At 63.6% G+C, this 25909-nt stretch carries 24 protein-coding genes; 13 read left to right on the top strand and 11 right to left on the bottom strand.

What is annotated here, in order from left to right:
• Nucleotides 1-101: 101 nt before the first annotated feature.
• Together BM382_RS20830 and BM382_RS20825 are read right to left on the bottom strand one after the other, a co-directional pair.
• Nucleotides 102-1232, bottom strand: coding sequence for a polysaccharide deacetylase family protein (locus BM382_RS20830; RefSeq protein ID WP_072443786.1), 1131 nt, complete (start codon nucleotides 1230-1232; stop codon nucleotides 102-104).
• A gap of 67 nt (nucleotides 1233-1299) precedes the next feature.
• Entirely contained in the window at nucleotides 1300-2457 is a 1158-nt protein-coding gene (locus BM382_RS20825; protein ID WP_015633773.1) for a YfaP family protein, read from the bottom strand.
• A gap of 233 nt (nucleotides 2458-2690) precedes the next feature.
• Here BM382_RS20825 and BM382_RS20820 point away from each other — a divergent pair, with 233 nt between their 5' ends.
• Both BM382_RS20820 and BM382_RS20815 read left to right on the top strand, forming a co-directional pair.
• The gene (locus BM382_RS20820; protein ID WP_011058664.1) at nucleotides 2691-3044 is read left to right on the top strand and encodes a DUF1493 family protein; all 354 of its coding nucleotides are present in this window, start codon (nucleotides 2691-2693) and stop codon (nucleotides 3042-3044) included.
• 40 nt (nucleotides 3045-3084) lie between these two features.
• Nucleotides 3085-3939 (top strand): DMT family transporter, encoded by an 855-nt coding sequence (locus tag BM382_RS20815; protein WP_170866345.1) that lies wholly within the window; start codon nucleotides 3085-3087, stop codon nucleotides 3937-3939.
• Nucleotides 3940-4054: 115 nt separating this feature from the next.
• On the opposite strand, the gene BM382_RS20810 is transcribed toward BM382_RS20815, so the two are convergent.
• Nucleotides 4055-5599, bottom strand: coding sequence for a phosphoenolpyruvate carboxykinase (locus BM382_RS20810; RefSeq protein ID WP_011058662.1), 1545 nt, complete (start codon nucleotides 5597-5599; stop codon nucleotides 4055-4057).
• A gap of 179 nt (nucleotides 5600-5778) precedes the next feature.
• Entirely contained in the window at nucleotides 5779-6681 is a 903-nt protein-coding gene (gene hslO / locus BM382_RS20805) for an Hsp33 family molecular chaperone HslO (protein WP_072443785.1), read from the bottom strand.
• Between the two features lie 98 nt (nucleotides 6682-6779).
• Between hslO and BM382_RS20800 the strand changes: the two genes are divergently transcribed.
• Nucleotides 6780-7592 carry a phosphatase PAP2 family protein gene (locus BM382_RS20800; RefSeq protein WP_011058660.1) on the top strand — a complete coding sequence of 271 codons (813 nt, stop codon included), beginning with the start codon at nucleotides 6780-6782 and terminating at the stop codon, nucleotides 7590-7592.
• A gap of 38 nt (nucleotides 7593-7630) precedes the next feature.
• Here BM382_RS20800 and BM382_RS20795 read toward each other — a convergent pair whose 3' ends face one another.
• The gene (locus tag BM382_RS20795; protein ID WP_011058659.1) at nucleotides 7631-8035 is read right to left on the bottom strand and encodes an RNA-binding S4 domain-containing protein; all 405 of its coding nucleotides are present in this window, start codon (nucleotides 8033-8035) and stop codon (nucleotides 7631-7633) included.
• A 115-nt stretch (nucleotides 8036-8150) separates the two neighbouring features.
• Here BM382_RS20795 and BM382_RS20790 point away from each other — a divergent pair, with 115 nt between their 5' ends.
• The 3 genes from BM382_RS20790 to rimK are packed head-to-tail and all read left to right on the top strand — an operon-like array spanning nucleotide 8151 to nucleotide 10331.
• Complete coding sequence (locus BM382_RS20790; protein ID WP_065364786.1) at nucleotides 8151-8930, top strand: S6 modification regulatory phosphodiesterase RimA; 780 nt, start codon at nucleotides 8151-8153, stop codon at nucleotides 8928-8930.
• Between the two features lie 16 nt (nucleotides 8931-8946).
• On the top strand, nucleotides 8947-9429 hold the full coding sequence (locus BM382_RS20785) for a retropepsin-like aspartic endopeptidase RimB (protein ID WP_007931742.1): 483 nt from the start codon (nucleotides 8947-8949) through the stop codon (nucleotides 9427-9429).
• Nucleotides 9426-10331 (top strand): 30S ribosomal protein S6--L-glutamate ligase, encoded by a 906-nt coding sequence (gene rimK / locus BM382_RS20780; protein ID WP_007931744.1) that lies wholly within the window; start codon nucleotides 9426-9428, stop codon nucleotides 10329-10331. The genes BM382_RS20785 and rimK overlap by 4 nt, the downstream gene beginning before the upstream one ends.
• A 75-nt stretch (nucleotides 10332-10406) precedes the next feature.
• Here rimK and BM382_RS20775 read toward each other — a convergent pair whose 3' ends face one another.
• The gene (locus tag BM382_RS20775) at nucleotides 10407-11720 is read right to left on the bottom strand and encodes an ATP-binding protein (protein ID WP_011058657.1); all 1314 of its coding nucleotides are present in this window, start codon (nucleotides 11718-11720) and stop codon (nucleotides 10407-10409) included.
• 105 nt (nucleotides 11721-11825) lie between these two features.
• Nucleotides 11826-12566: an osmolarity response regulator transcription factor OmpR gene (gene ompR, locus BM382_RS20770; RefSeq protein ID WP_011058656.1), complete on the bottom strand. Its 741-nt coding sequence runs from the start codon at nucleotides 12564-12566 to the stop codon at nucleotides 11826-11828.
• Between the two features lie 359 nt (nucleotides 12567-12925).
• Here ompR and BM382_RS20765 point away from each other — a divergent pair, with 359 nt between their 5' ends.
• The 7 genes from BM382_RS20765 to tauD all read left to right on the top strand — a co-directional run bounded on the left by BM382_RS20765 (nucleotide 12926) and on the right by tauD (nucleotide 21205).
• The gene (locus BM382_RS20765; protein ID WP_072443784.1) at nucleotides 12926-15250 is read left to right on the top strand and encodes a Tex family protein; all 2325 of its coding nucleotides are present in this window, start codon (nucleotides 12926-12928) and stop codon (nucleotides 15248-15250) included.
• On the top strand, nucleotides 15250-15633 hold the full coding sequence (locus BM382_RS20760; protein WP_011058654.1) for a PaaI family thioesterase: 384 nt from the start codon (nucleotides 15250-15252) through the stop codon (nucleotides 15631-15633). Before BM382_RS20765 ends, BM382_RS20760 begins: the two co-directional genes overlap by 1 nt.
• A gap of 215 nt (nucleotides 15634-15848) precedes the next feature.
• On the top strand, nucleotides 15849-17432 hold the full coding sequence (gene gshA, locus BM382_RS20755) for a glutamate--cysteine ligase (RefSeq protein WP_026020196.1): 1584 nt from the start codon (nucleotides 15849-15851) through the stop codon (nucleotides 17430-17432).
• A 173-nt stretch (nucleotides 17433-17605) separates the two neighbouring features.
• Nucleotides 17606-18583, top strand: coding sequence for a taurine ABC transporter substrate-binding protein (tauA, locus tag BM382_RS20750; RefSeq protein ID WP_011058652.1), 978 nt, complete (start codon nucleotides 17606-17608; stop codon nucleotides 18581-18583).
• A gap of 27 nt (nucleotides 18584-18610) precedes the next feature.
• Entirely contained in the window at nucleotides 18611-19405 is a 795-nt protein-coding gene (gene tauB, locus BM382_RS20745; RefSeq protein WP_011058651.1) for a taurine ABC transporter ATP-binding subunit, read from the top strand.
• Complete coding sequence (gene tauC, locus BM382_RS20740) at nucleotides 19402-20241, top strand: taurine ABC transporter permease TauC (protein WP_011058650.1); 840 nt, start codon at nucleotides 19402-19404, stop codon at nucleotides 20239-20241. Before tauB ends, tauC begins: the two co-directional genes overlap by 4 nt.
• Before the next feature lie 124 nt (nucleotides 20242-20365).
• Entirely contained in the window at nucleotides 20366-21205 is an 840-nt protein-coding gene (gene tauD, locus BM382_RS20735; protein ID WP_011058649.1) for a taurine dioxygenase, read from the top strand.
• 57 nt (nucleotides 21206-21262) lie between these two features.
• Here the strand turns inward: tauD and lpdA are convergent, their stop codons facing one another.
• The 4 genes from lpdA to BM382_RS20715 all read right to left on the bottom strand — a co-directional run bounded on the left by lpdA (nucleotide 21263) and on the right by BM382_RS20715 (nucleotide 25892).
• Nucleotides 21263-22717, bottom strand: a complete 1455-nt coding sequence (gene lpdA / locus BM382_RS20730; RefSeq protein WP_015633763.1) for a dihydrolipoyl dehydrogenase — start codon at nucleotides 22715-22717, stop codon at nucleotides 21263-21265.
• Nucleotides 22714-23475: an alpha/beta hydrolase gene (locus tag BM382_RS20725; RefSeq protein ID WP_169892889.1), complete on the bottom strand. Its 762-nt coding sequence runs from the start codon at nucleotides 23473-23475 to the stop codon at nucleotides 22714-22716. The genes lpdA and BM382_RS20725 overlap by 4 nt, the downstream gene beginning before the upstream one ends.
• 202 nt (nucleotides 23476-23677) lie before the next feature.
• A complete protein-coding gene (locus BM382_RS20720; RefSeq protein WP_011058646.1) occupies nucleotides 23678-23875 on the bottom strand; it encodes a rubredoxin in 198 nt (65 codons plus the stop codon).
• A gap of 37 nt (nucleotides 23876-23912) precedes the next feature.
• Nucleotides 23913-25892: an alpha/beta fold hydrolase gene (locus tag BM382_RS20715; RefSeq protein WP_015633761.1), complete on the bottom strand. Its 1980-nt coding sequence runs from the start codon at nucleotides 25890-25892 to the stop codon at nucleotides 23913-23915.
• Between the last annotated feature and the right edge of the window lie 17 nt (nucleotides 25893-25909).

The following is a 25909-nucleotide window of genomic DNA, read 5'->3' as shown; positions in this document are numbered from 1 at the left end:
GGTCGAAGGAAAAGCGCTACCGGATGATACCGGGCATAAGAAGCTTCATCGGCAAGCCAGCCCCAGCGCAGTAGCCGGCTTGCCGGCAAAGGAGGCCACCGCTAGCGCAAGGTCCGGCAATCCAGCCACTGCACGCCGTTGTGCTGATTGGCCTTGAGCAAGGCCGGCACCGCCTGGGCGGCCTTGGCATGGGTGTCATGGAACAGAATGATGCCCCGGCGCCAGAGCAGCATCAGTGTCTGCACCCGCTGCGCGGCCGCCTCGGCGCCGACCTTCTTGCTCCAGTCCTGGGAGTCGATGTTCCACAGCATCACCTGCACCCCCTGGGCCTTGAAGAACCCGGCGCTGTCACTGCGACGCTGCCCGTAGGGCGGCCGGAACAGCGGCAGGTACTCATTGGTCAACGTGCGGTTGGCCAAGTTGGCGCTGCGAATCACCGAGCTTTGCCATTCGTTCCAGGAGGAGTGGGACTTGTGCTCCCAGCCGTGTACGCCCGCACACTGACCGTCGTACAACTCGCGCATTTTCCCTGCCGAAGACTGGCTCAGGCGCGCCTGAAACGAGTCCCCCAGGACAAAGAAAAGGCTATGCAGATCGTAGGCCCGCAGCACCTCGATCAACTGATCCGTAGGCCCGTCTCTCAGGCTCGGCCCATCGTCGAAGGTCAGCAGAAACTGCCGGTCTGCCAGTTCGTCGCCCAGGCGCTCTGCCGGGTCCATGCGCTGGATCTCACTGCTGACGGCGGGAAACAAGGCGGCCAGGCGCAGCTGTTCATTGAGGTACTGCTGATGAAACTGCCCACTGGCCTCACCCCAGGCGCCGTAGGCCGCCTTGCTGGCGCCGGTGAAACTGGCCGCCAGTTGCCGCAGCTCCCCAAGGCTGCGTACCTGCAGACAGAAAGGCTGGCCATCACAGTCCTGGCTGGCCTGCCGGTAGTTGTCCAGCAATTGCTCCCAAAAACGCTGGCGCAGTTGATCCACCGACTTGCGGTCAAGCTGCCGCACTCCAAGCCGCTGCTTGAGGGCCTTGTCATCCAAGGCCTCGGTGGCCAGCAGGGCTTTGCTGAACATCAGAATCTCGGCACGGGAGGCGATATCGAAATCTGCGGCGCTGGTCAGCGGATTCGGCCAGCCACTGCGGTCGATGGTGGCGAACACCAGCGGCCCGGCCGCCTGGGCCACCCCTGTGGTCAGACACAGCGCCAGCAACCAGGGGAAAACACGAATTCGCATACCAACCTCCATAAATGCACAACGCGCCACTGCCGGCGCGTTGTGGAGATAACTTCTGCCTGTGTGATCAGCGGTTCTGCAACCGCTCTATCGCCTTGTCGTACACCGGGTTGGCCTTCTGCTCCCGGGCCTTGCGGTAGTGCTCCAGCGCCGTGACCAATTGCCCGGCATCTTCGTAGATGCGCCCCATGTCGTAGTAGGCGCTGGCGCGTATGGTGGGTGCCGACGGGCCACTGGCCAGGGCGATTGCCTGGCGATCGGCGGCCACGGCCTCGTCGGGGCGGCTGTTCTTGCGGTTGGACAGCGCCAGGTTGCTGTAGGCCTGGGCAAAGCCTGGATCCAGCTCGATGGCTTCGCGATAGTAGATACCCGCACTGCCGAAGTCGCCCTTGCGGTAGGAAGCCTCGCCTTTCTGGTTGAGGCTCTTGGCATCCACCGGCCCCTCGTCCCTGGCCAGCACTTCATCGATGGGCTTGCCATTGGCCAGTAGCAGCGGATCGAGGTCGCTCATCCGCGACTCCACTTCCTCGTTGCCTTGCAGCACCCGATCGATGTCCTGCAGTTGGCCATTGGCCGTCAGGCGAAACACTACCCAGAGGTTGCCCTGGCGGTTCTGTGGCACCCGGTAGCTGCGCATCAGCGTCGGGCCCTTATAGACAAAGACCTGCGCCTGGCTGCGGCCCAGGCGCAAGGATTCGGGATTATTGCCGTTGGTAAAGTCGTGCACCGCATACACGTAGGCATCGCCCGGCACAGGCTGTTCGATGGTGAGGGTCTCCGGCCCGCGGCTGTCGGTGCTATCCACATTCATCCGCGCCCCCGGCCCGGTGCCGGTGGCGTAATACAGCAACCGGTGGGGATAACTCAAATGCGCATCCAGGTCTTCCCCCGGTGCACTCCAGCTCAGCACCACGCGCAGGCTTTGCGGATCCTTGAGCACCGGGCTCATGGCGTAGCTCAGCCCCTGGCACGGGCACTTGGCCCGCAGGTCGGCATAACCGAGCTTGCGGATCAGCAGTTCACTGCCCGGCGAATCGGCGGCCTCCAGCGTCACTCGCCCCTGGGCATCGGTCCGCCCGGAAGCCTGCCCCAACTGCACTTCGGCATCGGCCAGTACCGCGTCCTTGACCACCGCATCCAGCACCTGGAGCGACAACGACTGAGCCTGCACCGGACTCATCAGCATCCCTAGCCACAACAACGCCGCCAGGCGGAAAAAAGCCATAACAAAATCCCTGTAGATAACGATGGCCGGACCTCTGTCCCGCCCCACCCATCAGCGGCGAACCATACACAGTTTTGCCCGCCAATGCTCGGCCTGGCGCCGTAAATACAGCGCAAAACGACAGTCTTGCCTACCCGGAGCAACGCCCCCCGTCCCGACCTCCGAGCACTTGCAAGCCAAACCCCTACTCGCCTTACACTGCAGCTCCTGGAAACCGCAAGTGAACCCCGACCATGCAACTGGCCCCCGGCTTTCCCGACGACGTCATCATGCGCCAGCTCATGCAACTGCTGCATGAGGAAATAGGCCTGCCCGAGCGCAAGACTCTTCGCCTGAACACCGCGATCAATCTCGACCTGGGTTGCGACGGCGCCGACGCCCGTCATTTACTCAACGCTCTGGAAGAACAGTTTGATATCGATTTTGTCGATTTCGACAGCTATCGCTACTTCCAGCCCGAAGGCTACGATGTGTCCCTCAAGCGTCGCGCCAAGGGTCGGGGAGATAAGCTCCCGCTGACCATCGGCATGCTGTACCGGGCGCTCAAGGAGCAACGCTGGGACACTCAGGAGCTGGAAGGCCTCTAAGGTTCACGGCAGTACATAAGGAAATGCCGTGGACGTACTGATGGGCTTGCTCGCCGCCCTGCTCTGGGGCGGCACCGATTTTCTCGTGGGGCTCAACGTGCGCGCCGTGGGCGTGAAACGTGCGGTGTTCTTCAGCCAGAGCCTGGGGTTCACCCTGATGAGCCTGCTGCTGACGATCTTTCCCGCCTTCCTGCTCAAGGCCATGGCCGCGCCCCTGGAGGTCTGGCTGATGGGCGTGGTCGCCGCGGCCTTCACCGTCTCCGGCGCCCTGGCCCTGGGCAAGGCCTTCGCCCTGGGCAAAGCCTCCATCGTCGCCCCATTGGTGACCTCCTACGGTGTGGTCACCACCTTGCTGTCCTGGGCCAGTGGCGAGCAGATCAGCCTGCTGCAGCTCATGTGCATCCTGTTGTGCGTGATCGGCGTGATCCTCTCCAGCCTGCACTCGGACTCCAAGCTGCCCCACAGCACCGCCGCCGGCCGCTCGATCTTCTTCGCCCTGCTCTCGGCCTTCCTCTATGGCACCAGCTTCTGGCTGCAGGGCCGCTACACCCTGCCGCAACTGGGGCCGATCAGCATGCTCTGGCTGGGTTACGCGGTGGGCAGCGGCGTAATGCTGCTGATGGTGCTGAAAGTCGCGGACGGGCTGAAGATTCCGCCACTGAAGAACTGCGGCCTGCTGGCCTCCACCAGCCTGATGAACCTGGGCGCCTTCTTCGCCTTTTCCTGGGGCGCCATGAGCGGCTCGGTGTCGGTGGTGACGGTAATCAGCACTCTGTCCGGCGGCATCGCTGCGGTGCTGGGCTATGTGTTCTTCAAGGAGCGGCTGACGGCGGTGCAGGTGACGGGGGTGGTGCTGGTGTTACTGGGGGCGTTGGTGTTGCACTTGAAGACGTGAGGGTGTCTGGCTGGCCCAGGGGATGCCGCGCATCCCATCGCAGCCTGCGCCAGCGGCTACAGCTGCGCACAAAAAAGCCGCCCCGAAGGGCGGCTTTTTAATGGCAGGTCGAAGCTTACAGCTTCGGACCAGCAGCCTTGATCGCGTCGCTCACGTCGAACTTCTTGAAGTTCTCGATGAACAGGCCGGCCAGGGCCTTGGCGGCTTCGTCGTAGGCAGCTTTGTCAGCCCAGGTGTTGCGTGGGTTGAGCAGGCCGGTCTCGACGCCCGGTACGGCTTTTGGCACGTCCAGGTTGACGATGTCCAGGTGCTCGGTCTCGGCACCGATCAGCGCGCCGCTCTGGATCGCTGCAATCACGCCACGGGTGGTGGGGATGTTGAAGCGTTTGCCCACGCCGTAGCCACCGCCGGTCCAGCCGGTGTTGACCAGGTAGACCTTGGAGCCGAAGCCGCGGATGCGCTTGATCAGCAGCTCGGCGTATTCGCCCGCCGGACGCGGGAAGAACGGTGCGCCGAAGCAGGTGGAGAAGGTCGACTTGATGCCCGAGCCCGAACCCATTTCAGTCGAGCCCACCAGAGCGGTGTAGCCGGACAGGAAGTGGTAGGCGGCTTGTTCTTCGCTGAGGATCGACACCGGCGGCAGTACGCCGGTCAGGTCGCAGGTCAGGAAGATCACGGCGTTAGGCTCGCCACCGAGGTTCTTCGGTGCGCGTTTTTCGATCAGCTCGCGCGGGTAGGCGGCGCGGCTGTTCTGGGTCAGGCTGTCGTCGGCGTAGTCGGCTTTCTTGGTGACCGGGTCGATCACCACGTTTTCCAGAACGGCACCGTGCTGGATGGCTTTCCAGATCACCGGCTCGTTCTTTTCCGACAGGTCGATGCACTTGGCATAGCAACCGCCTTCGATGTTGAACACCACGCCCACGCCCCAACCGTGTTCGTCGTCACCGATCAGGTAACGGCTTTCGTCAGCGGACAGGGTGGTCTTGCCGGTGCCCGACAGACCGAAGAACAGGGTCACGTCGCCTTCTTCGCCCATGTTGGCGGCGCAGTGCATCGGCAGTACGTCGGCAGCCGGCAGCAGGAAGTTCTGCACGGAGAACAGGGCTTTCTTCATTTCACCGGCGTAGCGCATGCCGGCGATCAGCACTTTCTTGGCCGCGAAGTTGAGGATCACGGTGCCATCGGAGTTGGTGCCGTCGCGCTCTGGCTCGCAGACGAAGTTCGGCGCGTTGAGGATCTGCCACTCATCCTTGCCACCGGCGTTGTACTGCTCGGGGTTGATGAACAGGCAGCGGCCGAACAGGTTGTGCCAGGCGGTCTCGGTGGTCATTTTCACCGGCAGGTAGTGCGCCGGATCGGAACCTACATGCACATGGGAAACAAAACGCTCGCGCTCGCCCAGGTAGGCTTCAACGCGGTCCCACAGGGCGTCGAACTTGGCCGCCGGGAACTTGCGGTTGATCGGGCCCCAGGCGATAGCGTCCTGGGTGCTGGGCTCTTCTACGATGAAACGATCCACTGGCGAACGGCCGGTACGATGACCGGTGCGAACCACCAGAGCGCCGGTATCGGCAAGCTCGCCCTCACCGCGGTTCAGGGCTTCTTTGACCAGATCATCCACACTCAGATCGGTGTACACGGCGTTATTGGCTTGCGTCATGAGGTTCCCCGTCGGCCATTGGCCGAGTGCTCCAAACGTTTTGTAGTAGAAACTCGCGCACTACTACCGCGAAAAAAGTGCGCCGGATTATGCCAGAAAAGCCCCAAAATAGTAGGGCCCTCCCGTCAGCACGGCGTAATTCCGGCGTTTGCCAGGTGATTTACCTGCGCTGAATCGTTTTAGTGACGAGTATCTGACGGCGTGTCCACGCCCGCCCCCGCGAACAATTGAGCGATATCAGCGGCATCGAACAGGTAGCGTTCGTTGCAGAACTGGCAATCGATCTCGATGCTGCCGCCATGTTCGACCACCAGTTGCTGGGCATCTTCCAGACCCAGGCTGACCAGCGCATTGCCCGAGCGTTCCCGCGAGCAACTGCAGCGAAAATGCAGCGGCTGCACGTCGAACAGGCGCACGGCTTCTTCGTGGTACAGGCGGTGGAGCACGGTTTCGTTGTCCAGGCTCAGCAGCTCATCGGCGGTCAGGGTGCTGGCCAGAGCAGTGAGGTGCTGCCAGCTGGCGTCACGCTCTTCCTGATCACGCAGGCGGTCGGCGGGCAGTTGTTGCAGAAGCAGGCCACGGGCGCTGCGGCCGTCGGCATAGAGCCAGAAACGGGTGCCGGTCTGTTGCGACATGACGAAGTAGTTGGTGAAGCATTCCGCCAGGTTGCTGCCGTCCAGGTCGACGATGCCCTGGTAGCGCTGGCCATTGGTCGGGTCCACGGTCAGGGCCAGGACGCCGTTGGGCATCAGGTCGGCGAGGGTGGCATCAGGGGCGATCTGCTCCGCGTCGTAACGGGCCAGGCCACGGATCTCGCGCTCGCTGGAGCACTCGATCATCAGCAGCGGCACCGGGCCTTCGGAGCGGGCCTGGAGAATCAGCAAGCCATCGAATTTCAGGGTGCCGACCAGCAACGATGCCGCCGCCATCAGTTCGCCAAGCAGCTGTGCAACCGGCTCGGGATAGGGGTGTTTGGCGAGGACTTCCGCGTAACTGCGCTCCAGCGCCACCAGCTCGCCGCGGGTGTCGCTCTCATCGAAGATGAAGCGTTGAGTGAAGTCGGTATCCGGCAAATCAGTCATAGGTCTGGGTATCTGAATGATGACAAAAAGGTGACAAGCACCGAAAATTGCGGCTTTGCACCATGAGGGTGCAGTTTTGCGGTGATTGGAGATATTTTATGAACAATCCGGGTTTGTTCCAAGCAAGGTGGAACCTCGGCAAGCTGGTTCTGTGCAATTTACTCCCTTTGGCCCTGCTGGGTTTCTGGTTGTGGCCCACCGGGCAGGCGCTCTGCACGGTCTTCGACGAATGGCTGTTCCACCACCTCAACGCCCCTCTGGCAAGCAACTCGACCTGGCTGCATATCTGGGCCGTGGCCAGCCTGCGGCCGTTCGATATCGTAGTGGGGCTGATCATGCTCGGCCTGCTGATTCGCGGTGACTGGGTGTTCAAGGCGGTGGACGTGCGCCGTGCCTTCTTCGGCTTTCTATCGATCCTGATTCTGATGGTGGTGATTCGCGCGCTGTTTTCCAAGCTGGTGGCCGTCATGAACTGGCAGCACAACAGCCCGTCCATGGTGCTGGAAGGCGCCGTGCACATGAGCGACTACTTCCCGGGCTGGGAAAAGACCTGGGAACTCAAGGACCGCTCCAGCCAGAGCTTCCCGGGCGACCACGCTTCGGTGCTGCTGATCTGGGGCCTGTTCATGGGGATCTTCAGCCGCAGCATCGGCCAGTTCCTGATCGTCTGGGGCCTGACCCTGCTGTTCATGATGCCGCGCCTGGTGGCAGGCGCCCACTGGGGCCAGGACGACTACATCGGCGGTGTGCTGCTGGCGGTGCTGGCCCTGGGCTGGGGCTACTACACCCCGTACGCGGCGCGGATGTCGAACTTCCTGCTGCGCCTGACCCACCCGCTGTTCAACCTGTTGAGCCGGATGCCCGTGCTCTCGCGCATGAGCGTGGTGCGCGCCAGCAGCCTGCTGCGCTAAGCAGCCCCGTAGGAGCCGGCTTACCGGCTCCTACGGTTTCATTCGTGGTTGCTGCCGTGGAACTTGAACAGGTCCCGGCGCTGTTTCTTGCTCGGTTTACCGTCGGTGCTCACTCCTAGGGCACCAGCCTTGCGCTGGGCCGCAGCGGCTTCGCGCTTGGCGATGCTGGCCTCGGTTTCCGCGTACAGAGCCTGCGCTTCAGGAGCGCCACGGCGGACGATGGACAGGGCCTGGACCACCACGGTGCGTTCGTCGAAGCCAGCGCGAATCTGGTATTCATCGCCTACCCGCGGCTCCTTGCCCGGTTTGCAGCGCTCGCCCCGGTGATGCACCTTGCCGCTTTCAATCGCTGTCTTGGCCAGGGCACGAGTCTTGTAGAAGCGCGCTGCCCACAGCCATTTATCCAGACGAACCTTGTCCTCTTCTTCCTGCTTGTGCGCCACTGGAATTCCCCTCGCTGAAAAATGTCGCAACTTTACCGCCTGCAAGCGGGCTCTCATAAACCCTGCCGCTCACCTAAAATAACCCAGGTTGCGCCCTGATACGCGAGGAGTCCCCGTGACTGACTTCCCCACTTCCCTGACCTCGCCCGGCAACCGTTGCGAAGGTTGCCAGCAAAGCCAGCCACTGGGCTTCGATTTTTCCTTCGCCTACCAGCCCATAGTCGATCTGCGGGACCACTCGGTCTTCGCCCATGAAGCCCTGGTGCGCGGGGTCAATGGCGAAGGGGCGAGAACGGTGCTGGGCCAGGTCAATGACAGCAATCGCTACCGTTTCGACCAGCGCTGCCGGACCCAGGCAATCACCCTCGCCGCCCAGTTGGGGATGCAAAGCCACCTGTCGATCAACTTCATGCCCAACGCCGTGTACCGGCCGGAACTGTGCATCCGCAGCACCCTGGAGGCGGCCCGGGCCCAGCGTTTTCCCCTGGACCGGCTGATTTTCGAAACCCTGGAAAGCCAGCACGTAGATAACTATCGCCATTTGACCAATATTCTGCGTGAATACCGCGAATTCGGCTTCAAGACCGCCATCGACGACTTCGGCTCGGGGTACTCGGGGCTGAACCTGCTGGCGGATTTCCAACCCGACCTGATCAAGCTCGACATGGCGCTGGTGCGCGATGTGGACCAGGATCGCGTACGCCAGGCGATCATCCGCGCGATTGTCACAATGTGTGCGGAGTTGGGGGTTACAGTCATCGCCGAAGGTATTGAAAGCGCCGGTGAACGGGACTTTCTCAGCGACTGTGGAATTTATCTGATGCAGGGCTACTGGTTCGCCAAGCCTGCATTCAAAGCCCTGGCCGAGGTTCCGGCCGCGGCCTGGAACAGCTAATTGCGGATTTTCCTTATTGAAGACTTTTGACCATTTGACCGTTGTCGGTCTGCGCGAGTGGGTGGCGCTCCCGGATCTGGGCGTGGCCGGCCTGCGCGCCAAGATCGACACCGGGGCCAGCACCTCCAGCCTGCATGCCACCGAGATCGAGCCCTTCGAGCGCGACGGTGAGCAGTGGGTGCGCTTCAATGCCCACCTGGGCAGTGTGGTGCAGTTGCGTCACCGGCGCTGCGAAGCACCGCTGGTGGCGATGAAAACCATTAAAAGCTCCAACGGCCAGGCCCAGGTGCGCTACGTGATCAGCACCACCCTGGCCCTGGGCGATCGGGTGTGGCGGGTGGAGTTCACCCTCGCCTGCCGCAAGGCCATGCGCTATCGCCTGCTGCTGGGTTCCAAGGCTCTGATCGACGGCCAACTGGTGGTCAATCCGGGCATCAAGTACGTACAAGACAAACCGGTGTTCCCGGTATCCACTACCTCTGCCACAGGTGTTGCATGAAGATCGCTGTGCTGTCGCGTAACCCGCGTCTGTATTCCACTCGTCGTCTGGTCGAGGCCGGCACCGAGCGTGGCCATGAAATGGTAGTGGTCGATACCCTGCGCGCCTACATGAACATCGCCAGTCACAAGCCGCAGATCCACTACCGCGGCAAGCCCCTGGAAGGCTTCGATGCGGTGATCCCGCGGATCGGTGCCTCGGTGACCTTCTATGGCTGCGCGGTGCTGCGCCAGTTCGAAATGATGGGGGTGTTCCCCCTCAACGAATCGGTGGCCATCGCCCGCTCCCGGGACAAGCTGCGCTCGCTGCAGTTGCTGTCGCGGCGTGGCATCGGCCTGCCGGTGACCGGCTTCGCCCATTCCCCGGACGACATTCCCGACCTGATCGAGATGGTCAATGGCGCGCCATTGGTGATCAAGGTGCTGGAAGGCACCCAGGGCATCGGCGTGGTGCTGTGTGAAACCGCCACGGCGGCGGAATCGGTGATCGAGGCCTTCATGGGCCTGAAGCAGAACATCATGGTCCAGGAGTACATCAAGGAGGCCGGCGGCGCCGACATCCGCTGCTTCGTGGTGGGGGACAAGGTGATCGCGGCGATGAAACGCCAGGCCAAGCCGGGGGAGTTTCGCTCCAACCTGCATCGCGGCGGCAGCGCCAGCCTGATCAAGATCACCCCGGAAGAACGCATGACTGCGCTGCGGGCGGCCAAGGTCATGGGCCTGAGCGTGGCAGGGGTGGATATCCTGCGTTCCAATCACGGGCCGCTGGTGATGGAAGTCAATTCCTCGCCGGGCCTGGAAGGCATCGAGACCACCACCGGCAAGAACGTGGCGGGAATCATCATCGAGCACATCGAGAAGAACGGCGGGCCGAACATGACCCGGACCAAGGGCAAGGGCTAGGGATCGCGTTGCCGGCCTTGCGCTGGCAAGCCAGCTCCTACGGGCTATGTGCTGCCTGCAGGAGCGAAGCCCCGATCAATCCGCATCACGGGGCAGCAGCAAGCCCAGCGGCAGGCGTACTCGCGCTTCCAGGCCACCATCGGGGCGGTTGCGCAGTTCGACATTGCCACCGTGCATGGCGGCAATCCGCTTGACGATGGCCAGCCCCAGCCCGGTGCCCTTGCCGCCGCGGGCACGGTCGCCACGGGTGAAGGGGTTGAAGATCGCTTCCAGTTCCGAAGGATCGATCCCCGCGCCACGGTCCATCACGCTGAGCACCACATAGGGCGCATTGGTGTCACCGGACACATAGGCCGCCACTTCCACTTCCGTACCCGCATGATTCAGGGCGTTGCCGATCAGGTTGTTGAGCAGGCGCTTCATCGACACCCGGCGCAACGGGAACGGCTGGATCGGCTCCAGGCGCAGGTGCACCCGTTCTTCGTTCTGGTTGTAGGGCGCCGCCACTTCCTGCACCAGATCGCCCAGGTCCACCTCTTCCACCGACTCGTCGCGCCCATCGCGAATGAAGGCCAGGAACTGGTCGAGAATGGCGTCCATGTCCTCGATATCCCGCACCATGTCGTCGGTCAGGTCAGTGTGATCGCCCATCAATTCCAGGGACAGGCGCAGCCGGGTCAGCGGCGTGCGCAGGTCGTGGGACACCCCGGCCAGCATCAACTCCCGTTCTCGCCCTGCCTGTTCCACGTCCTCGGCCATCTGGTTGAACGCGCGGTAGACCTCGGTCATCTCGCTGGGCGTATCGCTGATGGGCAGGCGCACGCTGCGTCCCTGGCCCAGTTGCCGGGCAGCATACACCAGGCGCTTGAGGGGCTGGTTGAGCTGGCTGACGAAAATCCAGGCCGAGGCGGTGGACAAGAGGCCAATGGCCAGGAACCAGCCCAGCACGCTCCAGATCTTCTGCCCCCGCAGCGGATGGGGGTACAGCGGCACCTTGAGCCAGCCGTCCCCCAGGCTCGGCGCCCGCACCCAGAGCGCCGGCGGCGCATGCATGCGCAGGCGCACTTCGGTGTCGGCGCCCAGTTCGGCCTGCATCTGCCGCTGGTAGATCTCGCTGTAGGGCCAATGCTGCTCGCCGGCCGGTACGCCGCTGCCCACCACCTTGATCAGGCCGGCAGCCTCGGCGATCTGGTCACGGTTGGATTCATCGGCGGCCCAGTAGGCGCGCAGGGTCAGGGCCACGCCGTGGCTGTACTGCCGGTCCACCAGCACGTCCTCGTTCATCAACAGATAAACCAGGGTCAATGCCTTGGAAAACAGCACCACGATCAGCACCAGCCACAGGGTGCGGGAGAAGAAACTCTGGGGGAACCACAGCGGGGTTTTCATAACAGCCACTACACACTTTGCAGGAGCGACTCGCGCTCGCACCGTTGCGGAATGCGAACGCCCGGGTCGTTACCGGCCCGGGCGTTGGCTCCTACAAATCAATGATCACTTGGTCGCGGTGCCATCCGGCACAAAGACATAACCCACGCCCCAGACGGTCTGGATGTAGCGCGGCTTGGAAGGATCGGGCTCGATCATCCGACGCAGGCGGGAGATCTGCACGTCAATGGAGCGCTCCAGGGCGTCCCATTCGCGACCACGGGCCAGGTTCATCAACTTGTCCCGGGTCAGCGGCTGGCGGGCGTTCATCACCAGCGCCTTGAGCACCGCGAATTCACCGGTGGTGAGCATGTGCACTTCATTGCCGCGCTTGAGCTCGCGGGTGGCCAGGGACAACTCGTAGTCGCCGAAGGTCACGCTTTCGTCTTCGCTGCCCGGCGCACCCGGCACCGGGGCGGACTGGCGACGCAATACGGCCTTGACCCGCGCCATCAGCTCGTCGGGGTTGAACGGCTTGGCCAGGTAATCGTCGGCGCCCAGTTCCAGGCCCTTGATGCGGCTCAGCTCGTCGCCCTTGGCGGTGAGCATGATGATCGGAATCTGGTTGTTCGCGCTGCGCAGGCGGCGGCATGCGGTCAAGCCGTCTTCGCCGGGCAGCATCAGGTCGAGTACCACCAGGTTGAACACTTCGCGACCCAGCAGGCGGTCCATTTGCTCGGTGTTCGGTACTGCGCGGGCACGGTAGCCCTTGCTGACGAAGAAACGCTCCAACAGGCTGCTCAGCCCCGGGTCGTCGTCAACAATAAGAATTTTTTCGCCTTCAGCAGTTTGTACAGTGCTGCTCATTGGATGCTCCTCTAATCTCGGTGCGCATTATGGCGTAGCTGCCGTTATACGCACCGAGTGCATTGTTAGCAGATTTTTCCTCTATCGCCAGCAAACCCGCTGTCGGCCTGAGGCTGGCGATCACCCCGCAACGGCTAACGCTGGGTATAATGCGCCGCCTTTTGTGTTGGGCAATATCTGATCAGTACGCCTGCGGCCGGTTTATTTTTTTACCCGGGCCGGCAGTATTTTTTCGATTTCACGGGTCAACAGGCAGCCTTTTGATCCAGGTGGCGGCGCGTGCCAGGCCGCTCAACCAGACTCGCCGGGCCTTATTTTCGTGCCCGCGGGCCTGCTTTCACAATTTGTCAGGTGGTTTTATGGACAGCATCAACAGCCGCATTGCCGAGGAACTCGGCGTACGCCCACAACAGGTCGAAGCGGCCGTCGCTCTATTGGATGAAGGCTCCACCGTGCCCTTCATCGCCCGCTACCGGAAAGAAGTCACCGGCAGCCTCGATGACACCCAGCTGCGTCATCTGGAAGAGCGCCTGCGCTACCTGCGAGAACTCGACGAACGGCGGATCAGCATCCTGGCCAGCATCGAAGAGCAAGGCAAGCTGACCCCGGAGCTGGCACGCGACATCAAGCTGGCCGACACCAAGACCCGCCTCGAAGACCTTTACCTGCCTTATAAGCAGAAGCGCCGCACCAAGGGCCAGATCGCCCTGGAAGCCGGCCTCGGCGAACTGGCCGACGGCCTGTTCAACGACCCGAACCTGGCTCCGGAAACCGAAGCCGCACGCTTCGTCGACGCCGAAAAAGGCGTGGCCGACGTCAAGGCCGCCCTGGAAGGCGCCAAGTACATCCTGATGGAGCGCTTCGCCGAAGACGCCAGCCTGCTGGAAAAGCTGCGCAATTTCCTCAAGCAGGAAGCGACCATCAGCGCCCGCGTGATCGCCGGCAAGGAAGAGGAAGGCGCCAAGTTCCGCGACTACTTCGAACACGATGAACCACTCAAAAGCATGCCGTCGCACCGCGCCCTGGCAATTTTCCGTGGCCGCAACGAAGGCATTCTCAGCTCCGCGCTGAAAGTCGGTGACGAGCTGCCGGGCACCATGCACCCGTGCGAAGGCATGATCGGCCAGCAATTCGGCATCCAGAACCAGAACCGCCCGGCCGACAAATGGCTCGGCGAAGTGGTGCGCTGGACCTGGAAGGTCAAGCTCTACACCCACCTGGAAACAGACCTGCTGGGCGAGCTGCGCGATGGCGCGGAAACCGAGGCGATCAACGTCTTCGCCCACAACCTGCACGACCTGCTGCTGGCCGCTCCGGCCGGCCCGCGCGCCACCCTGGGCCTGGACCCGGGCCTGCGCACCGGCTGCAAGGTGGCGGTGGTGGATGCCACCGGCAAGCTGCTGGACCACGCCACCGTCTACCCCCATGTGCCGCACAACAAATGGGACCAGACCCTGGGCATTCTGGCTGCCCTGTGCGCCAAGCACTCGGTGGACCTGATCGCCATCGGCAACGGCACCGCCAGCCGGGAAACCGACAAGCTGGCGGCCGAGCTGATCAAGAAATACCCGGCCATGAAGATGACCAAGGTCATGGTCTCCGAAGCCGGTGCATCGGTGTACTCGGCCTCGGAGCTGGCGGCCAAGGAATTCCCGGACCTGGACGTATCGATCCGTGGCGCGGTGTCCATCGCCCGCCGCCTGCAGGATCCACTGGCCGAGCTGGTGAAGATCGACCCGAAATCCATCGGTGTCGGCCAGTACCAGCACGATGTCTCGCAACTGAAACTGGCCCGTGGCCTGGACGCGGTGGTGGAAGACTGCGTGAACGCCGTGGGCGTCGACGTCAACACCGCCTCCGTGGCCCTGCTGGCGCGGATCTCCGGCCTCAACGCGACCCTGGCGCAGAACATCGTCAGCCACCGCGACGAACACGGTGCCTTCAAGACCCGCGCCGCGCTGAAAAAAGTCGCCCGCCTGGGTGAAAAGACCTTCGAACAGGCCGCCGGCTTCCTGCGTGTGATGAACGGCGACAACCCGCTGGACGCTTCCGCAGTGCACCCGGAAGCCTACCCGCTGGTACAACGCATCGCAGCCGACACCGGCCGCGACATCCGCTCGCTGATCGGCGACAGCGGCTTCCTCAAGCGCCTGGACCCGAAAAAGTTCACCGACGAAACCTTCGGCCTGCCCACCGTCACCGACATCCTCCAGGAACTGGACAAGCCCGGCCGCGACCCGCGCCCCGAGTTCAAGACCGCCGAGTTCCAGGACGGTGTCGAAGACCTCAAGGACCTGCAACTGGGGATGATCCTCGAAGGCGTGGTGACCAACGTCACCAATTTCGGGGCCTTCGTCGACATCGGCGTGCACCAGGACGGCCTGGTGCACATCTCGGCGCTGTCGGAGAAGTTCATCAAGGACCCACGCGAAGCGGTGAAGGCCGGTGACGTGGTCAAAGTGAAGGTCATGGAAGTCGATATCCAGCGCAAACGCGTCGGCCTGTCGATGCGCATGGGCGACACCCCGGGCGAGAAGATCGACGGTGCCCGTGGCTCCCGCCCCGGCTCGGCGCCACGCTCCTCCCAGGGCAATGCACCGCGCAAGGAGAGCGCCGCGCCCGCCCCGAGCAACAACGCCATGGCCTCGCTGTTCGCCAACGCCAAGCAGTTGAAGAAACGCTGATGCAGATCCCTGCCGGCCTGACCGAAAGCGCCTTCAGCCAATTGCTCGGCTGCCGTCTGCAACGCCTGGAAACCGGCGAAGCGGACGTCGCCCTGGAGCTGACCCCGCAACTGCGCAATCGCGGGCAGAAGCTGCACGGCGGGGCGATCTTCAGCCTGGTGGACATTGCCATGGGGCTGGCCTGTTCCAGCACCCACGGCTTCGACCAGCAGAGCGCCACCATCGAGTGCAAGATCAACTACATCCGCGCCGTGGCCGAGGGCGAGGTGCTGTGCCGGGCCAAGGTGATCCACCCCGGCCGCCGCACCCTGGTGGTGGAAGCGGATGTGATCCAGGGCGACAAACTGGTCGCAAAAGCACAAGGCACCTTCGCGGTCCTATAGCTCCCTGTCATGTATTTGGGTTAATTTCGGCGCTGCAAAAGCGGCGTCGGAGTTTTCTGCCCGCGCTAAAGCCAGATTCAGGGATGAAGGATTGGCGTTTTCAGGCGAGTCGGCTTGACTCAAAAACCAGGCGAAAACGCCAGTTTTAACTTCACCCTTGTAGACCGTCCTGCCCACCCCCATATTGGGGCGACTGACGCGTGAAGGAATCCAACTTGAGCGAACTTCTCAACCGCCGCCTGGCTCTGCTCGGCGAGCGCGCTAACCTCTCTCTGCTCGAGCAGTGCCTGCACGGTATCGAACGTGAATGCCTGCGTGTCACCGGCGAAGGCCGCCTGGCACAGACCCCGCACCCGGAAGAACTGGGTTCCGCGCTGACCAACGAACAGATCACCACGGACTACTCCGAGTCGCTGCTGGAGTTCATCACCCCGGCCCTCAAGGACCCGGCGGACACCCTGGCCAGCCTCGACAAGATTCATCGCTTCGCCTACAGCAAGCTCGGCAACGAGTACCTGTGGAGTCCATCGATGCCGTGCCCGTTGCCGGCCGAGGAAGATATCCCCATCGCCTACTACGGCACCTCCAACATCGGTCAGCTCAAGTACGTGTACCGCAAGGGCCTGGCCCTGCGCTACGGCAAGACCATGCAGTGCATTGCCGGGATCCACTACAACTTTTCCCTGCCAGAACAGCTATGGCCGCTGCTCAAGCAGGCCGAGGGCTTTGTCGGCACCGACCGTGACTACCAGTCCTCGGCCTATATCGCGCTGATCCGCAATTTCCGTCGCTACAGCTGGCTGCTGATGTACCTGTTCGGTGCCTCGCCGGCCCTGGACGCGGGCTTCCTGCGCGGCCGCTCGCACCAGCTGGAGCAGTTGGACGCCGAGACCCTGTACCTGCCCTACGCCACCAGCCTGCGCATGAGCGACCTGGGCTACCAGAGCAAGGCCCAGGCCGGCCTGACCCCTTGCTACAACGACCTGAACAGCTACACCGACAGCCTGCGCAAGGCCGTGGCCACGCCCTACGCGCCCTATGTGGAAGTCGGCACCCACAAGGATGGCGAGTGGGTGCAACTGAACACCAACATCCTGCAGATCGAAAACGAGTACTACTCCAACATCCGCCCCAAGCGCGTGACCTACACCGGCGAGCGGCCGATCCAGGCGCTGATGGCCCGGGGTATCCAGTACGTCGAAGTACGCTGCCTGGACATCAACCCGTTCCTGCCACTGGGCATCGACATCCAGGAAGCCCGCTTCCTCGACGCCTTCCTGCTGTATTGCGCACTCAACGACAGCCCGCTGTTCGAGAACAACGAGTGCGGCAATGCCACCTCGAACTTCCTCGCCGTGGTCAAGGAAGGCCGGCGCCCGGGCCTGCAGCTGCAACGCCAGGGCCAGCCGGTGGAAATGAAGGAGTGGGCCGCCCAACTGCTGGAGCAGATCGCCCCTCTGGCCGCCCTGCTCGACCAGAGCCATGGCAGCGACGTGCACAGCAAGGCCCTGGACGCTCAGCTGGCCAAGGTCAAGGATTCGTCCCTGACCCCTTCGGCCCAGGTGCTGGCGGCCATGAGCGAGCACAAGGAGAGCTTCACCCAGTTCTCCCTGCGCCAGAGCCAGGCCCATGCCGAGTACTTCCGCAGCCAGGCCCTGAGCAAGGAAGAGCAAGCCGCGTTCGAAGAAGCGGCGCGCAAATCCCTGGAACAGCAGACCGAGCTTGAACAGAACGAGGTGGGTGATTTCGACGTGTTCGTCGGTGCCTACCAGGCCAGCATCCTGGCCATCAGCAACTGACGCTTCGCCGGCCAGCCGGCTCCTACACCCCTCCCGTAGGAGCCGGCTTGCCGGCGAACAGCACTCTGCATATTCCCCTCATAAGCTAATGCAAATAAGTTATTTATTTCTGCATTCTTAGATCATTTAGTCTCCTCCCACGCCGATCACCGGCCGCCTATGAGGAGCCTCCCATGAAACTGCATTTCCCCCTTCGCCTCCTGGCGGCCGCGTCCCTGGCCGCAGCGAGTTTCTTCGCCCAGGCGGCCGACGTCACCGTCGCCTACCAGACCACCGTCGACCCGGCCAAAGTGGCCCAGGCCGACGGCAGCTATGAAAAAGCCACCCAGGCCAAGATCAACTGGCGCAAATTCGATAACGGCGCCGACGTCATCGCCGCCATCGCTTCCGGCGATGTGCAGATCGGCTACCTGGGCTCCAGCCCGCTGACCGCCGCCATCACCCGCAAGGTGCCGGTGCAGACCTTCCTCATCGCCACCCAGATCGGCGCCGCCGAAGCCCTGGTGGCCCGGGACGGTTCCGGGATCAACAGCCCTCAGGATCTGGTCGGCAAGAAAGTCGCCGTGCCCTTCGTTTCCACCGGCCACTACAGCCTGCTGGCAGCCCTGAAGCACTGGAACATCGACCCCTCGAAAGTGCAGATACTCAACCTCGCGCCACCGGCGATCATCGCCGCCTGGAAGCGCGGCGATATCGATGCCACCTACGTCTGGGACCCGGCCCTGGGCGTGGCCAAGGAAAACGGCAAGGTGCTGATCACCTCCGGTGAACTGGCCAAGTTCGGCGCGCCGACCTTCGATGCCTGGATCGTGCGCAAGGATTTTGCCGAGAAGCATCCGGAAATCGTCACGGCCTTCGCCAAGGTGACCCTGGATGCCTACGCCCAGTACCGCAAGGACCCGCAAGCCTGGCTGGCCAACCAGGGCAACGTCGACAAGCTGGTGAAACTCTCCGGGGCCAAGGCCAGCGATATCCCGCTGCTGCTGCAGGGCAACGTCTACCCGCTGGCCGCCGACCAGGTGGTCAGCCTCGGTGCGCCGACCACCAAGGCCATCACCGACACCGCCGCGTTCCTCAAGGAGCAGGGCAAGGTGGAGGCAGTGCTGCCGGACTACGCCCCCTACGTCAGCGCCAAGTTCATCCCTGAATAACCCGCGTCAGGACAGGAGATAGCCGTCATGGCCTTGCTACAACTGGAGCGCATCAGCGCACAGTACCCCGGCGCCGCCGAACCGGTGCTGGCGGATATTTCCCTGACCCTGGGGCCACAGCAACTGCTGGTCGCCCTGGGCCCTTCCGGCAGCGGCAAGACCTCGCTGCTGAACCTGATTGCCGGCTTCGTCGAACCCAGCGCCGGGCGCATCCAGCTCGATGGCGTACCGGTGCAGGGCCCCAGCGCCGAACGCGGCGTGGTGTTCCAGGACGATGCCCTGCTGCCCTGGCAGGACGTGCTGGGCAACGTCGCCTTCGGCCTGGAGCTGGCCGGCGTGGCCCGCGACAAGCGCGAAGCCCGGGCTCGGGAAATGCTTGCCCTGGTGGACCTGGCCGGCTTCGACAAGCGCCGCATCTGGCAGCTCTCCGGTGGCCAGAAGCAGCGTGTGGGCCTGGCCCGCGCCCTGGCGGCCGACCCGCGGGTGCTGCTGATGGACGAACCTTTCGGTGCCCTGGATGCCTTCACTCGCGAGCAGATGCAGGAGCTGTTGCTGCAAGTCTGGCGGCGCACTGCCAAGCCGGTGTTCCTGATTACCCACGACATCGAGGAAGCGGTGTTCCTGGCCACCGACCTGATTCTCCTGGCGCCCAACCCGGGGCAGATCGTCGAACGCCTGAACCTGGACTTCGGCCAGCGCTACGCCGCCGGTGAGTCGGCGCGGGCGATCAAGTCCGACCCGCGGTTCATCGAAACCCGCGAACACGTGCTGGCCCGGGTGTTCTCCCAGCGCAGCGCCACCCAGCAGCAGGAGCGGCCATGAGCAGCTACGAGATTCCCGCCACCGCCACCGGCGAGGCCAACCCCAAAGCGCCACAAATCGTGCGCCGCAGCCTGAGCACCCGCTGGATCAGCGTGCTGACCCTGGTGGTCCTGCTGGCCTTGTGGTGGGCCGTCACCGCCACCGGCCTGATCGAGCCGCTGTTCCTGCCGCCCCCTTCTGCGGTGCTGCAAAAGGGCTGGTTGCTGGCCACCAGCGGCTACATGGATTCCACCCTATGGCAGCACCTGGCGGCGAGCCTGCAACGCATCGGCCTGGCCCTGGGCTTTGCCGTGCTGACGGCGATTCCGGTGGGCATCGCCATCGGCGCCAACCGCATCGCCCGTGGCGTGCTCGACCCTTTGATCGAGTTCTACCGGCCGATTCCGCCCCTGGCCTACCTGCCGCTGATCGTCATCTGGTGCGGCATTGGTGAGCTGTCCAAGGTGCTGCTGATCTACCTTGCGATCTTCGCCCCGATCGCCATCGCCACCGCCACCGGCGTGCGCACCGTGGACCCGGCGAAGCTGCGCGCCGCCCAGTCCCTGGGGGCTACCCGGGCCCAGCTGATTCGCCATGTGATCCTGCCCAGCGCCCTGCCGGACATCCTCACCGGCGTGCGCATCGGCCTGGGCGTGGGCTGGTCGACCCTGGTGGCGGCAGAGCTGATTGCCGCCACCAGCGGCCTGGGCTTCATGGTGCAGTCCGCCGCGCAATTCCTGGTCACCGATGTGGTGGTGCTGGGGATCCTGGTGATTGCCCTGATCGCCTTCGCCATGGAAATGGGCCTGCGCGCCCTGCAGCGCAAGCTGGTGCCCTGGCATGGCCAGAGCCACTGACTGGCGCCTGCCTTGCGTCGATTGCCCCGGTTGTCTGTAGCCGTGCATGCCAGCGATTTCAAGATTGATGCAGATAAACCGAATCCGACCACGCCGACGTCCGGCGCCGTACAAGAGAACGACCATGAGCCTGACCATCACTCCTCTAAGCTCCGCCCTCGGCGCCCAGATCGGCGGCATCGATATCAGCCAGCCCTTGAGCATCGAACATCGTGACGCCATCGAGCAGGCGCTGCTCAAGCACCAGGTACTGTTCTTTCGCAACCAGCCGGTCACCCCGCAGCAGCAGGCGCGTTTCGCCGCCTGCTTCGGCGACCTGCACATCCACCCGATCTACCCCAATGTGCCGGAGCAGCCGGAGGTATTGATCCTCGATACCGCCGAGACCGACGTGCGCGACAACGCCATCTGGCACACCGACGTAACCTTTCTGCCGACCCCGGCCCTGGGCGCGGTGCTCAGCGCCAAGCTGCTGCCGGAGTTCGGCGGCGATACCCTGTGGGCCAGCGGCATTGCCGCCTACGAGGCGCTGTCGGAGCCAATGAAGAATCTGCTGCAGGGCCTGACCGCGACCCACGACTTCACCAAGTCCTTCCCTCTGGAGCGCTTCGGCAACACCACCGAGGACCTGGCGCGCTGGGAAGAAACCCGGCGCAAGAACCCGCCGCTGTCGCACCCGGTGATCCGCACGCACCCGGTGAGCGGGCGCAAGTCGCTGTTCGTCAACGACGGCTTCACCACCCGGATCAACGAGCTGTCGGAAAGCGAAAGCGCAGCCATCCTGCAACTGCTGTTCGCCCACGCCACCCGCCCGGAATTCACCATTCGCTGGCGCTGGCAGGAGAACGACATTGCCTTCTGGGACAACCGCGTGACCCAGCACTATGCGGTGGACGACTACCGTCCACAGCGCCGGGTGATGCAGCGCGCGACCATTCTTGGGGATGTGCCGTTCTTGCGCTGAAACGCGGGGATGCAGCAAACCCCGGCCGCGCTGCATGAGCGGGGCCGGGGCCACTGGTTATTTGACGCCGGCGGGGGCTTTCTTCTTGCGATTGCCGATATGGATCGCCTGGCCATTCACGGCCAGCGCGGCTTCATGCAGGGCTTCGGACAGGGTCGGATGGGAGAACACCATCATCCCCAGGTCCTCGGCACTGGTGCCGAACTCCATGCCGATGGCCCCTTCCTGAACCAGCTCCGCCGCGCCCGGCCCGATCACATGCACGCCCAGCACGCGGTCGGTGCCTGCATCGGCAATCACCTTGACCAGCCCGGCGGTGTCGTTGGCCGCCATGGCCCGGCTGCTGGCAGCGAACGGGAAGGTGCCGATGTTCAACTCGACGCCCTCGGCCTTGAGGGCCTGCTCGGTCTGGCCGACCCAGGCGATTTCCGGGTGGGTGTAGATTACCGAGGGGATCAGGTCGTAGTTCAACGGGTGCCGATGCCCGGCAATCCCCTCGGCCACCATCACCCCCTCTTCAGAAGCCTTGTGCGCCAGCATCGGGCCGCGTACCACGTCGCCAATGGCGAACACCCCGGGGACGCTGGTGCAGCACTGGCCATCGACGTGGATAAAACCGCGTTCGTCCAAGTGCACGCCGCTGTCGGCGGCCAACAGATCGGTGGTCAGGGGGCGGCGACCGACGGCGACGATCAGCCGGTCGAACACCTGCTGCTTGTCCTCGCCGGCCTCACTGAGGCTGACCTTGACGCTGTCGCCCTGCACTTCGCAGGCCGTCACCCGGGCGCCCAGGCGGATATCCAGGCCCTGCTTGCCGAGGATCTTCTGCGCCTCCTTGGCGATCTGCGCATCCACCGCAGGGAGGAAGCTGTCGAGGGCTTCCAGCACCGTGACTTCAGCCCCCAGGCGTGCCCAGACCGACCCCAGTTCCAGGCCGATGACGCCGGCACCGATCACCCCGAGGCGCTTGGGCACCTGGGTGAATTCCAGGGCGCCGGTGGAGTCCACTATCACCTCGCCGGCCAGGGGCGCCGCGGGAATGTCGATCGGCCGCGAGCCGGGAGCCAGGATGATATTGCCGGCGCTGATGCGTTGCGTGCTGCCATCGGCGGCGGTGACTTCCACTTCCTTGTTGGCCAGCAGCTTGCCGTGACCTTCCAGCAGGGCCACGCCATTGGCCTTGAACAGCGAGGCAATGCCGCCGTTGAAATTGCGCACCACGTTGTCCTTGCGCGCCAGCATGGCCGGTACATCCATCTGCGGATTGCTGATGGCGATGCCGTGCACTTCGAATCCGTTGCGCGCTTCGTAGTAGTGGTGGGAACTGTCCAGCAGTGCCTTGGAGGGAATGCAGCCAACGTTCAGGCACGTCCCGCCCAGGGCGGTCTTGCCATCCTTGCCCTTGTAGCGCTCGATGCAGACTGTCTTGAGCCCCAGTTGCGCGGCCCGGATGGCGGCGACATAGCCGCCGGGACCCGCACCAATAACGATCACATCGTAACTTTCACTCATAGGTTGCCGTCCTTTGCACAGACAAACTCGACCACGGCCTCCATGGTCGCGCTGTCCTTGAGAATTTTCAGATGGCCCAACCCGCGAGTCTGCAAGACCCGCCGGTGTCGCAAGCCTTCGGCGAAGGATTGCAGGTCATCTGCCGGGACTTCCTGATCCTGCTGGTCATGCACCAGCAGCACCGGGACCTCCACCTGGCGCCCATAACGGCTGACCGCCAGGCTGGCCATGTCCTTCTGATAGCGTTGCTCAACCAGAAGTTGCATGCGTTGCCTGACGTCATCGTTGATCCACAAAAATGCGCCAAAGCGCCGGACCACGTTTTCGATATCGGCCGGCGCGGCCACCAGGACCGCCCGCTGGAAACCCTTGCCGACCGGAGTGCTCAAGGCATACCCGGCGGCAGCGCCGCCCAGGGAGTGACCAATCACGGTGTCGAAGGGCCCCAGTTGCTTTTGCACCTGGTCGAGCATGCTGACGAAGGTCGGCAGCGAGGCCTGCCGACCGCCGCTGCCGCCATGGCCGATGCAGTCGAAGGAGAGGACCTCGCAGCCCTCCTCCAGCAACAGCGGGATCAGGTACTGCCACTGGGTGCTGGCGCCACTCCAACCGTGCACCAGCACCACCCGGCGCCGGACCTGCGGTGGAGTCCAGCGAAAGCAGCGCAGGCGCCCCTGGTCGGTTTCCAGGTCCTGCACCGTGGCGCTGGGCAAGGTCTGCGGAAAATGCTGGCGCAGCCGTTGTGGCGTCGTGAACATCTTCAGCGCCCGTGCTGCAGCGCGCTGGGGAAAAAGCCGCGACTCAATCCAGAAGCTGCAGCGAAGCAGCCCCAGAACCCCGTTGTAAATGCCCTTGAAGAGCATCTTCCTGAAGCTGTTGCGCCGGCCCCTGGCAGGTGCCGGCCTTGGCTCTTGGGTCGCCATCTTCCTTCCTCATCGACTACAGAATTCAAGCGCTGGGCTACAGCTTCACCATGTTGAAGTCCAACTTGCTCACGCCGCATTCCGGGCAGGTCCAATCCTCGGCAATGTCGTCCCAGGCGGTGCCCGGAGGCACCCCCGAATCCGGATCGCCAAGGCGTTGATCGTAGATCCAGCCACAGATCAGGCACATCCACAGGCCGGACTCGGCCACAGCGTTTTCAGCGTAGGTGCTCATGGGTGGTCAACCATCATCAAAGGGTTATGCGTTGTTCTCATGCGCTGGCCTGGGCCACTTCGGCCACCTTGACGTTCTCCACGAGGAACTGCGCCACCTGCTCCAGTACCGCGGCATCGGAGAGGATCCGCACATGCCCGAGCCCGGACACCGGCTCCAGCTTGGCCCATGGCATCAGCGTGGTGATCTGCTGCGCTTCGCAGAACGGCACGATCGGGTCGTTGAGGTCATGCAGCACCAGGGTTGGCAGTTGCAGGGCGTTGCCCAGCGCCGGGATATCCCAGTGCTCCACCGGCACGCCGTTGCGTTTCCACAGTTCCCGGTGCATGGCCTGGACCACCGCCGGCTTGAGCTTCAGGTAGCCGTTGGCCCAGCGCTGGATCACCACCGGCAGGTTGGCCGGCGAGCCCAGCAGGCACAGGGCCTTGATCCGATGAGTCTCGGCCAGTTCGGCCAGGGCTCCGGTGGCGGCGATCCCGCCCAGGGAATGGGCAACGATACCCACCACGTCGCCGAGGGCGACAATCGCCGCTTTCACCGCGTCCTTGAACTCGGTCATGGTGCTCAGCGAGCCCGGCGAGATGCCGTGGGCCGGCGCATCGAAGGTCGCGACCTTGAAGCCCTGGCGCTGCAGGACCCGGGTGAAGGAATACAGGCTGCGGCTGTCCGCACCCCAGCCATGGACCAGCAGGATGGTCTGGTTGCCCGTGCCCCACTGATAGCCATGGGGAACGCCGGGGATACCCTTGATATGGAAACGCTGGGCGCCCAGGGGGCTCATTTCCTTGTCCGGCTGCTTGATGTATTCCCGGGTGTAGCCGAACAGGTCGGTGGCCTTGGCCCCGGCGGTCTCCAGCGACACCGATCCCAGCACGCCCATGTAGCTGCGCAGCATCTGCTGCTTCATGGTCAACGGGCCGTTGGCGGCCCGGGCTCCGGGGGTGCTCGGGTCACCGGCCGCCTGGGCTGGTTGGTCGAAGGACTCATAGAAACCGTTCACCGGGTCGTACAGGTGGCAGCTACGCGCCACGTGCCACACGTCCTGCACGGTCATGGGCTTTTCCCGGACCATGCCGGGGAAGGCCGTCTTCAACGCGGCCTGGGCTTCGGGCAGGTTGTAGTGGGGAATGATCGGCGCCACATGGTGCGCGGTGTGCACCGAAATGTAGTGGGTCAGGAACAGCAGCCACTTGGGGTACATGTAGTCGGTGGTCAGCAGCAGGCGGCTGCTGTTGAAGCTCCAGTGTTCCTTGGTGAGGAACGGGGTCTCGTCGCTGATGTGGTGCATCATGGTGGTCAGGCTGAACCAGGCATGGGTCGCCAGCCACGGGGCGATGAAGTACAGGAACAGGCCGGTGAAGCCGGTGAAGTAGACCAGGGTCGGCAGGTAGATCAGCGCAGCCACCACCATGAACAGGATCGAGCGACGCACTTCGTTGCGCGCTTCGAGCTTGTGGAACATCGACGGACGGAAGCCCGAGTGACGCTGGTAGTTGACCGTGCCCAGCCAGAACAGCCAGGTGCGGGTGCTGCTGTAGACCAGCTTGTCCCACCAGGGCATGGCGTCATATTGCACGCGCAGCACCGGGCGCCAGTCGACGTCCATTTCCAGGTTGTTGGTGTTGGCGTGGTGCATGTTGTGCATGTGGCGCCAGCCGTGGAACGGGTACAGCAACGGCAGCAGCGCGATGTGCCCGAGGATGTGGTTGAAGCTGCGGTTGCGCGAGAACGAGTTGTGCCCGCAATCGTGAGCGACACAGAACAGGCCCCAGCCGCCCAGGCCCGCCACCAGCCACAGCGGCAGGTAGAACATCCAGTGCACGTGGGCGACCGCCACGATGGCACCGATGTAGAGCATGTAGCTGACGACGAAGCTGAGCATCCCGCGCCATACCCGCGGCTGATACAGGTGCTTGGGGATTGCGTCGGTCAGACGCAGGCCCTCGATCTCCTGAGAGCGTCGGAGCAGGTCATTGAATTTATCGTTTTTTTGCGAGGGCATCTGTGCAATGGCCATGGCCAAGCTCCTGCGAA

The sequence above is a fragment of the Pseudomonas sp. NFPP25 genome, from assembly GCF_900116505.1.
In the GTDB taxonomy this organism is placed as follows: domain Bacteria; phylum Pseudomonadota; class Gammaproteobacteria; order Pseudomonadales; family Pseudomonadaceae; genus Aquipseudomonas; species Aquipseudomonas protegens.
The sequence above is the reverse complement of the archived record's forward strand: the minus strand, read 5'-3'. Positions and strand labels throughout refer to the sequence as shown.